The organism is Thermodesulfobacteriota bacterium (assembly GCA_030583865.1).
Lineage (GTDB): Bacteria > Desulfobacterota > GWC2-55-46 > GWC2-55-46 > GWC2-55-46 > UBA5799.
Window position 1 is genome coordinate 1,268,963 of record CP129479.1, and the last position, 13,700, is coordinate 1,282,662.

Consider the following 13,700-nt stretch of genomic DNA (forward strand, 5'->3'; position numbering starts at 1 on the left):
GTTCCTCCGGTCGTTTACCATTTTTTCCAGGGCGCATTTCCGCACGTCCAGAGCTTCTCGAGATGCAGCTTGTCCCTCAGCGTGTCCATGCACTGCCAGAAGGAGGTATGGGTGTATGCCATTAGCTCTCCGTCCTTCGCGAGGTTCTCAAGGGGCTCCTTTTCGAACTGCGTCTCGTCGCCCTCGATATAGTCGAAAATGCCGGGCTCCAGCACGAAGAAAGCCCCGTTTATCCATCCCTCGGAGGTCTGCGGCTTCTCAGAGAACTCGGTCACCATGTTCCCGTCCATCTCAAGGTGCCCGAACCTGGCGGGCGGCCTGACGGCGGTCAGGGTGGCGAGCTTCCCGTGCGAACGGTGGAATTTAATGAGCGCATGGAGGTCGATGTCGGAAACGCCGTCGCCCCAGGTGAGCATGAAAGAGCCGTTCCCGGTCCAGGGGGCCAGCCTCTTTATCCTGCCTCCGGTCATGGTGTTGAGGCCCGTATCCACGAGGTCCACCGTCCAGTCAGGCACGTCCCCTCCGGTGATCTCCACCTTGCCGGTGCTGGTCCTTACGGTCATGTTGCTGTTGAGCGCGCAGTAGTCCTTCATCCACCTCTTGATGTACTCTCCCTTGTAGCCGAGGGCGATTGCGAAGTCCCTGAAGCCGTAAACCGAGTAATACATCATGATGTGCCAGAGCATGGGACGGCCGCCGACCTCGACCATGGGCTTCGGCTTAAGCTCCGTCTCTTCAGCGAGCCTCGAACCCAGCCCGCCTGCAAGTATGGCGACCTTCATGGGCGCGTTTCTCTCCGTTTCATGTCTTTTTTGCGTCTGCGATAACGGGCTGGAGGCCCTCGGAGACCGCTTCGCCGGTATCGACCGGCAGCCACTCGGGCGCGAACGCCTTGTCGTACTGCACGAAGCTCGACTTGAGGTTCCAGTTCGCGCAGGAGCTGTGGTAGCAGTTCATGCAGCTCGGCGGCATCCGTTCCTCCGAATTCACGGAGGCGCGCATCCTGATCATCCCGGCTGAGTTCCAGGCTTCGAGCGGAGAGGCGTAATCCTTGATGCCCAGCAGCTTTTCAGAGGAGGACTGGCATGGACGGACAAAGCAGTCGCTCCCGATGTAGAAGTCCCTCCAGGCGAAGGCGCACGGCTTGTGTGGCATGCTGCCCGCATCGCCCTCGCCCTGTATTTCGGGGAGCTTGAGCTTTATGCCCTCTGCGGCAGCGAGCTCAGAGGCTAACGCGAAGCTTTCCCTTACCGTCTCCTGCATGTCGAGAAGGGATTCGCCTGCGAGGCTTTCGTCGAAGACGGTAAGGTATACAACCTTCACCTCCGGGACTCCGGTCCTCTTTGCGAGAGCTACCATGCCCGGCAGCTCGCTTATGTTCCTTCTCATGGCGGTGAAGACGAAGTTGACGTACGGATAGAGCGCTCCGCGCCTATTCTTCTCTTCCATGAGCGCCGAAACCGAATCGACCTCCCGGAGGAAGTTGCCGCCTTTCCTTATCGAGTCGTTGGTGGCGGCCGTGGAGCCGTCGAGCGAGACCGCAATGAGGTCCACGTGGTGCTCGAAGACGAGGTCCTTTATCCTCGGGATGGTGCTGCCGTTCGTGACGAAGTATTTCCGGAGCCTCTTGAAGCCGTTAAGGTATTCGAGTATCCGGGGGAGCTTCGGGTGGAGCGTTCCCTCGCCCCAGCCGTGGAGCGTGACCTCCTCGGTCTTCGAATAGAACGCCTCGAACGCCGTCACGACGTCCACCGGGAGGTCGTTCACCCTGAAGTTAACGGCCTCCCGGCCGCACATGATGCACTGGAAGTTGCACCTGTTCGTGAGCTCGAATACAATGCGCCTGGGGAAGGACTTGAGGACCGTAGAGCCTTCCCTGAACTCCCTCTGGTTCAGAATGCTGTTAGCCTGCTGCTCTTCGGTAAGCGGCGTCTCGAAAAGCCTTTCAGTTTTCATGGGTGCCCTCGTTCAGGTGGTTGATATTTCCCCGCTTCCCCTCTATGTATGAAACGCGCCTTGCCCTGGCGTAATAGCCCCGCTTGACGACCCTCCTTGCCGTTCCGGCGAATGAACGGGCCTTCTCGCCGATCGACAGGCCGAGCCAGTTCCGGAAGAGGCTGAAACCCGATAGCCTCGGGACCGGTATGCCGAATAACCGCATGGCCGCGAGCCTGCCCCATATTGCGCTCCTCTTGGCGAGGAGGTTTGCCTGAGACCTGGCGAGAAGCGCCGGGTCTATTCTCCTGAGCTTCAGATAGCCCGCGTCCATGGCCGAGCCTATTATCTTTCTTCCGAGCCCTGTCCTCGCAACCACCATAGAAAGCCCCGGCTCCGATTCCACGGCCTCCCTGTACCAGGGGTCCCCGCAGGATACGTCCGCGAACTCGCCTGTGCCGTCCGGGCAGAGATAACACCTTAGCGGCCTGTACTTCTGGAGAAAGCCCCAGGCCTCCATGTAGGAAAGCTTCACCTCTTTTCCGTTTTTAAGCGCCGCATTCCACATGCCGGGCCATCCCATGCCCCTGTACCTGAGGTTCTTGAGCTCTTCCGCGGACACGTCCAGCCTCTTAAGCAGCTCGAGAGTGCCGAGCGTGGACGGCGTGCCCGCGCAGAATATCGAGAGCGCTAGTCCTGTTTTCGACTTAAGTGCCGGCCTCATTTCGCCGGCCTTCCTCAAAGCGGCCACGTCGCAGGGCTTGCCGATAAAGACGGAAGGCGAGGGGGCCGCTTCGATCGATGCAAGACCATCGCAGGGCGAAGCCGGAGAATACCTCGAACCCGAGCGTTTTATGAGCTCCTCTCTCGCCAGGCTAAAAACCGTTCTGTTCCTCCAGGGCTCGTCCACGGCTCCTCCGCTGTGAAGAGCGCCGTGCATCCCGAGCCTTTCAATGCAGTATAGCGCGAGGGCTGTAGCGGCCCCGCCAGACGACCCGGCAAACCTTATTTCGGGGTCGGAAGCATGCCCCTCCCAGACATCCAGAACCGGCCCCCAGCCCCGGGTGAGTTCCCTGAGCGCGTCTTCAGGCCATTCATTGTGGGACGTTTCCAGGCCCGGGCATACCTTTACGCAGTCGCCGCATCCGTCGCACCCGCTCCCGACCGCCGGCCGAATCCCGTCCCGGGTTATATCTACGAGCCGGACGTTCCCCTGCCTGCACGCGTATGCGCACGCGCCGCACCCGAGGCACAGGCGCCACGCGGCTATCTCTTCGACATTTTTGAATTCCATCAGGGGCAGGGTCGCAATACCAGCGTCATTCCCTGGGGAAATAGGCGAGCCCGAGCATCCTGTAGAGCTTCCTTTTGAGCTTCGACCTGAGCCCGATGAAGTCGTAGGGGTCGAGCGAGTATTCCTGCAGCCTCTGGGCAGTGCCCTTGAGCCTTTTGACCCATTCCTCGCGCGTCCTCACGCCGTACTGCCGGGCCGAGAGGGGGAGGAGCCTTCTCAAGTCCTCGTCGGTCTTTATGCCGGAGTGCTCGGCCCTGGGGTCGTCCATGTGCTCCTGGTAGAGGAACGGATAGTACCAGCCGATGACATAGCCCCTTGCCGCGGCCCTCAAGCACCAGGTCGTGAACGTCTCCTTCGGCCTCAAGGTCCCTATCTCCTCTACCAGCTTCCTTTTCATGAGATACCCGGAGCCCTCTATCCAGCAGTTCCTGAGTATCATGTGGGGCCCGAAAGAATGTATTTTCCTCGTGGCCTTGGAGACGTTGAAGTCCTCCGGCAGGAACCTCCAGCAGCCGATGATGCCTGCATCGGGTATGTCCCTGTGCGCCTTCTCAAGCTTTTCGACCCACCTCGCGGGCATAAGGCAGTCGTCGTCAATTTTCCCCAGGAGGTCCGCGTCGGCATGGTTCCTCCAGAACCAGTTAGTCGGGCCCCTCAGCCTGTCGTTGGTCTTGTTGTATATGATCTTCTCTATGGCCGGATGCTCTTCGAAGCCCCGGAGCACCCTCAGGTTCTCCTCCGACGAGGCGTTGTCCCAGACCACTGCCTTTGCATGGGAGGGAAGTGTCTCGGTGAGCCGGGAGAGCGAAAGCTTCGTATAATCCGGCCTGTTGTGGGTTATCATCAGGACCCTGATTTTCATCTCAGGCCTTTCTCCTCACCATGCGCAGCGCCTCGTTCACCTCAGGCACCCTGAAGACCTTTGCCGCAAAGAGCAGATAAGTGGTTATCCCGATGAGCACGAGGACTATGAGCGCGTATTCCATCTCGAGGTGGAGAGAGCGCCCGTTCATGTACCGGAAGCCGAGGAGAAACGCGACCATGACGCCGGAGCACGCGGTCGAAGGCGCGAGCGCCTTTATGAACGAGAGCATGTTCACGCCGATGAGGCTGTTTGCTACGTACTGGCCCAGAAGGAAAACGGGGATCGAGGCAGATATGTACGCGATTATAAGCCCGAGGAGCCCCCATCTTATGCCGACCAGGAAGGCAACGACTATAAGAGCCGATGAAAAGACGCCGAGTTTCAGGGTAAGGTCGGGCCTGCCCTGCGAATTGAAGATTATGCCGCCGGTCGTGCCGATGGACTGCACGGCACCCACGACGCAGAGAAGCTTAAGAGGAAGTATGGCCGGCTCCCACGCCGCGCCGTAGACCGAGAGGATGAACTCCTCGGAGACCATGAAGAGACCGGTCATCATCGGGAAGGTTATGAGCGATATGGAGCGCACTACCTTGAGGTAAACGCTCCTTGTCCGCTCCCTGTCGCCCTGTATGCTCGAGAAGACGGGGAAGAGCACCTTTCCCATGGACCAGGATATCAGCTGAAGGGGTTTGAGCATCAGGTTGTACGCCACAGAATAGTATCCGAGGGCCTGCGCGCCCAGGTATTTGCCTATTATGAGGTTGTCGAGGTTCCTTGCGAAGAAGTTCAGGATATTGAATCCCAGGAGGTTGGAACTGAACCCGAAGAGGTCGGTGAAGCACTTTTTGACGAGCCTCGGCTTCGGCCTCCATTTGACTATGGACCAGACAATTGGTATGAGGAGCGGCTGCGAAAGGATCTTGCCGAGCACCATGCTCCAGACCCCGTAGCCTGAAAGGGCCAGCACAACGGAGATAACGCCTGAAAGCGCGTGGTTCCCGAGGTTTACGAAAGAGAGCTTTTTAAACTCCAGCCTCTTAGAGAGGATGGAGGTGTGTATGGACGTAAAAGGGCTGAGGACGAAGCCGAGCGATGATACCAGGAGTATGTCACGGAGGACCGGTTCACTGTAGAACGCTGCTATGAAGGGCGACGCTGCGGCAAGGAGGGCGGCGAGCGCGACTCCCGCCATTATGCTCACGTAGAATGATGTGGAGAGGTAGTCGTCATCTATGTTCTGCCGCTGTATTATCGCGGCGCCCATGCCGAGGTCCTGGAAGAGGATGACGATGCCGATGAAGACCGAAGATATGGCGACCACGCCGAAATCGCCGGGCGTAAGCAGCCTCGCGAGGACTATCGTGACCGAGAACGTTACGACCTGGGAGCAGACGTTCGAGAATACGGTCCAGAAGCTCCCGCTTATGATCTTCTGCTTGATCTCGGTTCGTTTCATCAGGGCCCGGGGGCTACTCGCCCGCAAGTTCCCTGTAATAACCGGCCATCGTCCCGGCTATACGGTCCCAGTTGAAGAGGTCTTTTACGCGCTCTTTCCCGGCGGCGGAGATGGCAGCCCTCAAGCCCCTGTCCCTGACAAGAAGCTCTATCGCCTTGCCGAGCCCTATCGGGTCTCCCGGCTGGACAAGGAGCCCGGATACGCCGTCCTGGACAATCTCGGGCACGCCGCCGACCCGCGTGGCGATGACCGGGAGGCCGCAGGCCATTGCCTCGGCTACCGGCATTCCGAAGGACTCGTAATAGGAGGCGTTGATGAATATGTGAGCCTCCGAGTATTTCGCCATCATCTCCGAGTGGCTTACGTGCCCCATAAAGAAGACCCTCTCCGAAAGGCCAGGTGCGAGCATGCCCGATATCCTCTTCTGGTAGCTCCCAGGGTAAAAGGCGGCAAGCGACCTCACCGTCTCGTCCCTGCTCAGGTCCACGAGGAACTCCCTCGGCGTAATACGCTCCTGGCCGATGAGGTGGAGCTCGAGCCCCGGGTGCCTGGGGGCTATTATGTTGAAGGCCTCCATGATCACGTGGAGCCCCTTTTCCGGGCTTATCCTGCCGACGCAGATGAGCCTCTGGTCGCCGTCCCGGGGGCGGACCTGGCTGAAGCGAGCGTAGTCGACGCCGTTATGGAGGGTCTTCACCTTTCCGCCGTGCGCCGGGAACGCATCGCGCGTCCTTGAGGTTATGTAGTCGCTGCAGCAGACGACGAGGTCGGTTCTGGCAAGCCTTTCCTCCATAGTCTTCTTGTCGAGCTGCGCCAGCCACTCGTTATGCGTGTGGAGCACGAGCTTCATGCCTGGATTCAGTGCCTTTACGACCGGCGCGAACTGGGAGAAGTTGTTGATGTGGACTATGTCCGGCCCTGTTCTCCTGAGATCGAGGGCGAGCTGCACCGAGTAGGAAGGATAATAAAGGAACGAGCTGAAAAAGGGCTTTTTGAGGCTGTAGAAGGGGCGGAGCTTCCCCGTGAACCTCCGCATGAAGCTGTCCGGCCCGGCTGAAAGCCTTCTTACCACGAGGCCGGGCGGGTCGATTCTGGCCCCGCCCCTGCTCGTGTAGACGGTTATGTCGAACTCGTTTTTAAGCCTCTTGGCAAGCTCCAGGATGATGATGCTTATGGAGCTCCTGAACCCGGAGTCGAGCGGGTTCGTTACGAAGGCGATCCTCCGTCTCATGCGCTTCATGCGGTTTCCCGCCTCGGCTCCGGCGCCAGGGAGTAAAACAGGCTGAGCACGTTTTCCCGGACCCCGGGCATCACCGCCTTGAGGTCCGCGGACATTGCGGCCCTCTCCTCGTAGGCCTTTTCTATGACGCCGAGAACGCCTTCCGAATCGAGCGAGCACGGGTCGGCCACCGACGAGCCTGCGCCGACCGTCTCCATGACCCCCTTGAACTTGTCGCTGTATGCTATGGCGACCGCCGGGACGCCCTGCGAAAGAGCGGCTATGCAGGAGTGCATCCTGGAGCCTATGAAGAAGCCGCACTGCCCTATGATTGATTTTATCTCGCCGGGGCCGTAGTCGCCGGTCACAAGCGAGAGGCTCGGGCCGTAGGCCGCCTTAAGCTCGTCATATACCTTGCGGCACGCCTCGGCGTCGCTCTCCGGGTGCTCGCTTCCGCCGAAGACGTGCGGTATGAGGACTACATGGGCGCGTTTTTTCGTAACGAGGAAGTCTATAACCTCCCTTACCAGGAGCCTGTAGTCGAGCCTCAGGTTGAACATGTTGTCACCGGTGTATCCTCCCATGTATAGAAGCCCGCTTACGTTCAAGCCTACGATCGAAGAGACTTCCCCGGCTACGTCAAAGGCGGCCCCTTCTATTTCCAGGTCCTCCGGCTTCACGGGGTCGAGGACGAAACCGACGTCATGGCAGAACTGGACCTTTTCGCTCATCCCGAGTATCCCGAGGAGGCGCCGTACCTCGGCGATGCCTTCGTAGTCCCTCGAAAATACCATCGTGGAGTTGTCGAGCAGGAACCTTGTCACGGCCCTCGATAACCTGCTCCTGTACGGGCCGTAGGTCTGCGGGAGCTGGATGAGCTGCTTTCCCATGAGAATGACGAGGAGCTGTGGGAGCGCGACGTACATGAAGCGCCCAAGGCCGTAGATGTCGCTCAGGCTGTCGCCGCCTGCTATAGAGGCGGCCATGTCGGCAGAGTGAAGCTCGCTCAGGGTGGCGTTTCCGCCGATGATCTTTCTCCGGATGCTCCCGGGCATTATGCGCGCAAGCGCCGCGAGGAGGATGAGCAGGGCGATGTTGTTCGGCAGGTAGAATCTTTTCGAAAACCTTATGTTAACGAGCCTTACGAGCACCTCGCGCCCCTTGTACGAGAAGTTGTGTAACCCTCCGGCCCTCGCGTAGTCGAGCATGCCTATTTCGGCCTGCGGGCTCCAGTTGAGTATGCATTTGAGGGCCCCGGCCGTAAGCGCGCCGACGCCCATGTTCCTCGTGTTGAAGGACGCTCCCAGGAGAAATACCTTCAACGCCCTGTTTTTGAGTTGGTCTTGAATGGTTTGAAAGCCTGTGCTTTTTTGACGAGATAGCGGTGCGGAAGAGGTCTTTACGTCGAAAACGGCGGCTTTAATCGGAGGTATTCAGGCCGGCCCTTCAGGGCCGGCCTGAATATGGACTTACTGTACGGAAAGCGAAGCAGGGGGCTGGGGCGTGGTCGATACGTTCACCGTCCCGCCGAACTGGAACGCGCCCCTGTCCCAGATGCCGTTACTGCCGCGCACGATGCCGAGCATGTCGACATTGAAGGGCGAGGAGAGGCTCATGCCGGACTTCGTGGAGGCCTTAAGCCTGAAGTCCTTGCCCGAGTAGCTGACGAACGGGTCGCCGGAGCCGACCTGTATGTTGGATTCGCTTATCTTGCCCTCGTTCGAGCCCTTGAACCAGTTGTAGTCGTGCTTTACGCCGCCGCCGAATGCAACGGACGGGCTGTTGTACCAGAGGTTGTTATAGGCAACGACGCCGCTGATGGACCTGTATATCGGGAATATCTTGCCTGAGCCGCCGCTTTTGAGGTCCACGAAGGTGTTGTTGTATATCCTGATGTTGTTCGCGTAGTAGGTAGAGTCCGACGACCAGCTCCCTATGGCGCCGTTGTTGGAGGTGCCGCCGAAATCCACGGTCCACTGGAATATGTTGCCGTATATGTCCCAGTTTTTGGCGCGGCCCATTATGATTCCTCCGGTGCTCCTGTAGTCCCGTATGTAGTTGTGGCGGAGCGTCACGTCGTGCGTGTCCCTGGCAGACCATATCTCGGAGTGCTGGGAGGATGAGCCGTTGGTGCCGCTCCGCTCAAGGAGCGAATACTCGATCAGTATATTCGAGACGTTTATGGTGTAGAATACGACCCTGCTCGGGTGGTGGGCCCAGATGTGCTGGAACTTCCAGTTCTTGCCGCCGTATATGCCATAGATCGCGTCCTGCCCGGTGCATGACGAGCACGGGTTGAACGAAAGCTCCATGTGCTTGAAAGTAAGATTGTTGACGGCCTTAGGCATGCTTATGAGTTTTACGGTATTGCTGGAACCGGCATGCTGGACCTTTATGCCGTGTCCCGAGGTCCACTTGCCCGGTCCGCCGCCCGTCTGGCCGTTAATCTCATAATAGCCGGTATTGAACTTGAGCGTGCTTGTGAATACCGCCGGCCCGTCGGCATAGGAGCTGTTCCAGCCGGTATTGGTCCCGTGGTCGGAGGCCGTGGCCTTCTTTATCGTTATCCACTGGCCGTTCTCCGCGTCGCCGAAGGTGCGGCCAGAATACGTGCCCTTGGCTATGTAATAGGTGTCGCCGCGCACAAGAGAGGATGGAAGGGCCGGATAGGCGTTCGTCCAGTCGGCCCCGCTGCCGTTGCCGCTTGCCCCTGCCCGCACGTAGCGGACTGCGGCGTCGGACATGTCGGGGAAGGCGCATATTACCAGGAAGAGAAGCGCCGATAAGATTCCGATTTTCTTCATTACAACCTCCTTTAGCCTATTCTTTTCTACACCCCCCTGGGGCGTGTGTTTTCAGAAGGATACAGGAGATTGCATCTCAAAAATGTGATTTAAATCACTATGTTAGAATTATATTTTGAGAACATATCTAAACTAAATCAGGAATTCGGTCATATCATAAATAATTAAATCTTGCCGGTGCCTTATTGCCTAGGAAAAGCCTGTGCCATATCTCGAAGTTTATGAGAGGGAAAAGCATCCTGTTATGGTCTTCCCTGCCGCTCAGATGTTCGTCGACCAGCCTCTTTACGACCCGCTTGTCAAGTAGCCCGTGCCCCAGCGCCCCTTCGGAGCAAAGGGTCTCAAGCATGAAACCCTTGAGCCCGGAGCGGAGCCATCCGGATATGGGCGTCGGGAAGCCCTCTTTTTTCCTGTAGATTATTTCGCTCGGAAGGAGGCGCTCCATTGACCTCTTGAGGATGTATTTGGTGACGAGCCTCCTTACCTTGAGGCTCACGGGTATCTGGAAGGCAAGCTCTACAAAGGTGTAATCTAGGAAGGGGACCCTGGCTTCAACCGACGCGGCCATGCCCATCTTGTCCTTTTTCATGAGGAGGTCGTCCGGTAGCCAGACGCTTAAATCGAGGAGCAATATCTTTTCCATCTCTTCGAGCCCGTCCGCCGCCGGCATGAGCCTCTCGAAGACGTCATTGAACGCGCTCTTCGTATCCCGGTTGAGGAGCAGCTCCCGCTTGAGGTCGTCAGGGAATACGGTGTGCCATGACATGTACCTCTCCCGGAAGTCCCGTATGGACATGGACCTGTGCCCTTTTTTGAGGAGAGGGGACCTGGGGAGCATCCTTATGACCGGGCCGAATAACCTGTCCTTCAAGACGTCCGGCATAAGCATATAGTATCTCGACAGGACTTCGCCCCAGTGCCTGTTGTAGCCCGCGAAGAGCTCATCCGAGCCTTCTCCGGTGAGCAGCACTGTCACGCCGTTGTCCTTCGCGAGCCTTGAGACGAAGTAGAGCGGGATGGAGGCAGGCTCGCCTATCGGCTCGTCCTGGTGCCAAATGGCCCTGGGGAGATAGTCGAGGAACCTCTCGGCCGTGACCACCGTTTCGTGATAGCTGCTTTTGAAGTGCGCCGCGACCTTCCGCGAATACCTGAACTCGGAGACGCTGTCGTCGCCTGATTCGCTGTAGCCGACCGTAAACGAATGGACCGGGCGGCCGGAGAGCCCGGTCATGAGCCCGAGTATGGCGCTCGAGTCGAGCCCGCCGCTCAGGAGCGCGCCCACCGGCACGTCGCTCTGCATGCGCTTCCTTACCGACTCCTTGAGCGCGGAGAAGACATGGCCCGCGATCTCCGCTTCCCCGGCCTTCTTCATGCAGTTTACGAGCTGCGGGTCTTTCTTGAGCTCCCAGTACCTTTTTATCCGCGCCACACCCCCGCTTACTGTCATCATGTGCCCGGGCTGGAGCTTCATTATGCCCCTGAACATGGTCTTCGGCCCCGGCACATAATGGAGAGTCAGGAAATTCGAGAGCGCCTGGAGGTCTACCTCCCTCGGAACTCCCGGGTCTTCGAGAAGGGATTTTATTTCCGACGCGAAGGCTATGAAGCCGCCGTCCATGTAATAGTAGACGGGCTTTATGCCGAGCCTGTCCCTTACGAGGACGAGCTCGCGTTTCCTCCGGTCCCACACGGCTATGGCGAACATGCCGTTAAGGCGCGTGGCGAAATCAGCCCCGTATTCCTCGTATGCGTGCACGATGACCTCTGTATCCGTAAGCGACCTGAAGGCGTGTCCCGCCTTCTTGAGGTCGTCCCTTATGTCGAGGTAATTGTATATCTCGCCGTTAAAGACGACCGACACGGCGTCGTCTTCGTTCATCATGGGCTGGCGGCCGAGAGGGGAGAGGTCGATGATGCTGAGCCTCCTGTGCCCGAGGCCGAGCGGCCCGTCCATGTATATGCCCCTGTCGTCCGGGCCCCGGTGCTCCATGACGTCGGTCATGGCCTCGATGTTGCCCCTTTCTACGGGCCTTCCGTCAAAATTGAGTTTTCCGCAGATGCCGCACATGCATTATGCCCTTTCCCTTTGAAAAAGCCTCTTCACCTGGCTTGCCCGGAGCTCCTTTATGAATTCAGCGTCGTCTATCCGCTCTTTTTTACCGAGTAGGGAGCCTGCATACCCCGCCGCCATGCCAAGCCCGTCAAGGGGCGACTTTAACAGGCACTTGAGCGCCCTGAGCGCGAAGAAGGCCGGGTGGTAGCCCATGAAGTAGGAGCCGCGCCCGCGCTCAATTCCTGACCTGAAGAGCCCCTTTGCGCGCCCCTCGGGCCTCAAGTGGATGACTTTAAGCCCGGGCACCGGCCATGCCTCCCAGCCCCGCATCCGGGCCTTTATCTCGTCTATGCCGTCCCAGCCCATCGCCTCCACAAGCCCCCCTATTCCTTCAAGGCACTTGACCCTGTATATCTTGCAGGCGCCGAGCGTGTGCCCTTCCGCGGACTTCTCCTCGACGAGCGTTTCGCCCTTGAGGATGTGGCTGATGCCGCTCGTTATGCCGAGCCCGGGGTTTTTCGTCATGCAACCCAGCGCCTTTTTGAAAAAATCCGGCCCGAAGGAGAGGTCGGCGTCGAGCTTGACTATGTAATCGAATTCGCGTGCCTTGAGCGCGGCGTATCCCTCGTAGAAAAGCCTCACTATGTGGCCGCCCCGTACCCTTTCCGAGCCCTGGAGCTTCACCAGCCTTATCCAGGGGTGTTTCGAGGAGTATCCCTCGACTATTTCCGGGGTCCTGTCCCTGGAGCCGTCGTCTACAATGACCCATTCGAGCGGCTTAAGCCTTTGCGAGAGCATGGACTCCGCGGTATGCCGGATATATGCCTCCTCGTCCTTGACCGGGCTTATGACGGAGTATCGAGCCTCATGGCCCATGTTTGGCTGCTCCTCCTATCAGGCCGTTCACGGCGCCCAGGTAGACCTCCGACATGACTGGCCAGGCGACGATGTCATATGAGCGGGCCGCCTTCTCGGTTAAGCCCTTTCTCTCGAGCGGGTCTTTGCATGACTCCTCGATCCTCCTGGCAAGGTCCTCCGGGTCTCCGGGGTCGAAGTATTTTATGCCGTCCTCGCCGAAGACCGACATTATGGACTCAAGCCTCGAAGCCACTACTGGCATCCTCATGCATACATACTCGAATATCTTGGTCGAGAGGGCGAGCCTCATGAACGGGTCGTCGATGTACGGGACGACTCCCATGTCGGACGCGCCTATCGTCTCGCTTACCTTGTCGAGCGGCAGGTACCCGTAAAGCCGCACGTGCTCCGTGAGCGACCGCTCCCTTATGAGCTCTTCGAGCTCCTCCCTGTAGGACGGGTCGTACTTGCCGTAGATGGAAAGGCGCGTATTCGGCAGCCGTTTTCTCAGGATGGACACGGCTTCCACCGCGACGTGTAGGCCGAACCTCCGGGCTACCGTTCCGTGATAGAGAAGCGCAGGGCCGTCTTCTATCGTCCGCCACTCCCGCGGCGGGGGGGCGCTGAAGATGGCGTTGTCTGCGGAGTTGAAGACTAGCACGATCTTTCCCGGGTCGACACCCCTTTCTATAAGCCTCTGCCTGAAGCCGGGGCTCGTCGTAAGGACCTTGTCCGCGAAAGCGCATGAGAGCTTCTCCGCTGCCTTGACGAACGGCAGGAGCGCGGCCATGACAGACCCCCGTGTCCTGGATTCGTAGAGCTCTACCGTAAGGTCGTGGAGGTCGAGTATCACCGGCACCCCGGCCATCCTGTGGGCCAGGCCCACGAACACCAGGTGGTCCGGCATGTTATGCACCTGGATGAGGCTGTACCGGTGCCTCATTGTAAGGCGGAGGAGCTTCAGAAACGAGAGCACCCCGAAGAGCGACGATGTCATGAAGTACCTGAAGAGGCTTTCGGTCCGGTCGGGCCATCTCATTATCCTGTGCGCGGTTATGCCGCCGTATGCCTCAAGGGCCCGTTCGCCCTTGTTCCGGAGGCATATGACGTCGACCTCGATCCCGGCCTTCGCGAGGACCTCGGCCTCGCGCCTTACCCTCGGGTCAGCCGGGTAGCACGAGAATACGGCCATTCCCACTCGAGCCATTTCCATTTT

General features: G+C 58.8%; 11 protein-coding genes. All 11 read right to left on the reverse strand.

Going from position 1 to position 13,700, the window contains the following annotated elements; genetic code table 11:
* Window positions 1–14: 14 nt before the first annotated feature.
* The 11 genes from rfbF to QY316_06100 all read right to left on the reverse strand — a co-directional run bounded on the left by rfbF (window position 15) and on the right by QY316_06100 (window position 13,691).
* The gene (gene rfbF, locus QY316_06050) at window positions 15–782 is read right to left on the reverse strand and encodes a glucose-1-phosphate cytidylyltransferase (GenBank protein ID WKZ33957.1); all 768 of its coding nucleotides are present in this window, start codon (window positions 780–782) and stop codon (window positions 15–17) included.
* Window positions 783–801: 19 nt separating this feature from the next.
* Window positions 802–1,956 (reverse strand): radical SAM protein, encoded by a 1,155-nt coding sequence (locus QY316_06055; protein ID WKZ33958.1) that lies wholly within the window; start codon window positions 1,954–1,956, stop codon window positions 802–804.
* Complete coding sequence (locus tag QY316_06060; GenBank protein ID WKZ33959.1) at window positions 1,946–3,229, reverse strand: Coenzyme F420 hydrogenase/dehydrogenase, beta subunit C-terminal domain; 1,284 nt, start codon at window positions 3,227–3,229, stop codon at window positions 1,946–1,948. The genes QY316_06055 and QY316_06060 overlap by 11 nt, the downstream gene beginning before the upstream one ends.
* 25 nt (window positions 3,230–3,254) lie before the next feature.
* A complete protein-coding gene (locus QY316_06065; protein ID WKZ33960.1) occupies window positions 3,255–4,091 on the reverse strand; it encodes a glycosyltransferase in 837 nt (278 codons plus the stop codon).
* A 1-nt stretch (window position 4,092) separates the two neighbouring features.
* Complete coding sequence (locus tag QY316_06070) at window positions 4,093–5,550, reverse strand: MOP flippase family protein (protein ID WKZ33961.1); 1,458 nt, start codon at window positions 5,548–5,550, stop codon at window positions 4,093–4,095.
* Window positions 5,551–5,563: 13 nt separating this feature from the next.
* Entirely contained in the window at window positions 5,564–6,790 is a 1,227-nt protein-coding gene (locus tag QY316_06075) for a glycosyltransferase family 4 protein (GenBank protein WKZ33962.1), read from the reverse strand.
* Window positions 6,787–8,091, reverse strand: coding sequence for a polysaccharide pyruvyl transferase family protein (locus QY316_06080; GenBank protein ID WKZ33963.1), 1,305 nt, complete (start codon window positions 8,089–8,091; stop codon window positions 6,787–6,789). The genes QY316_06075 and QY316_06080 overlap by 4 nt, the downstream gene beginning before the upstream one ends.
* Before the next feature lie 147 nt (window positions 8,092–8,238).
* The gene (locus tag QY316_06085; GenBank protein WKZ33964.1) at window positions 8,239–9,573 is read right to left on the reverse strand and encodes a hypothetical protein; all 1,335 of its coding nucleotides are present in this window, start codon (window positions 9,571–9,573) and stop codon (window positions 8,239–8,241) included.
* A gap of 154 nt (window positions 9,574–9,727) precedes the next feature.
* The gene (gene asnB, locus QY316_06090; protein WKZ33965.1) at window positions 9,728–11,641 is read right to left on the reverse strand and encodes an asparagine synthase (glutamine-hydrolyzing); all 1,914 of its coding nucleotides are present in this window, start codon (window positions 11,639–11,641) and stop codon (window positions 9,728–9,730) included.
* 3 nt (window positions 11,642–11,644) lie between these two features.
* Entirely contained in the window at window positions 11,645–12,502 is an 858-nt protein-coding gene (locus QY316_06095) for a glycosyltransferase family A protein (GenBank protein ID WKZ33966.1), read from the reverse strand.
* On the reverse strand, window positions 12,492–13,691 hold the full coding sequence (locus QY316_06100) for a glycosyltransferase family 4 protein (protein ID WKZ33967.1): 1,200 nt from the start codon (window positions 13,689–13,691) through the stop codon (window positions 12,492–12,494). The genes QY316_06095 and QY316_06100 overlap by 11 nt, the downstream gene beginning before the upstream one ends.
* Window positions 13,692–13,700 lie beyond the last annotated feature (9 nt).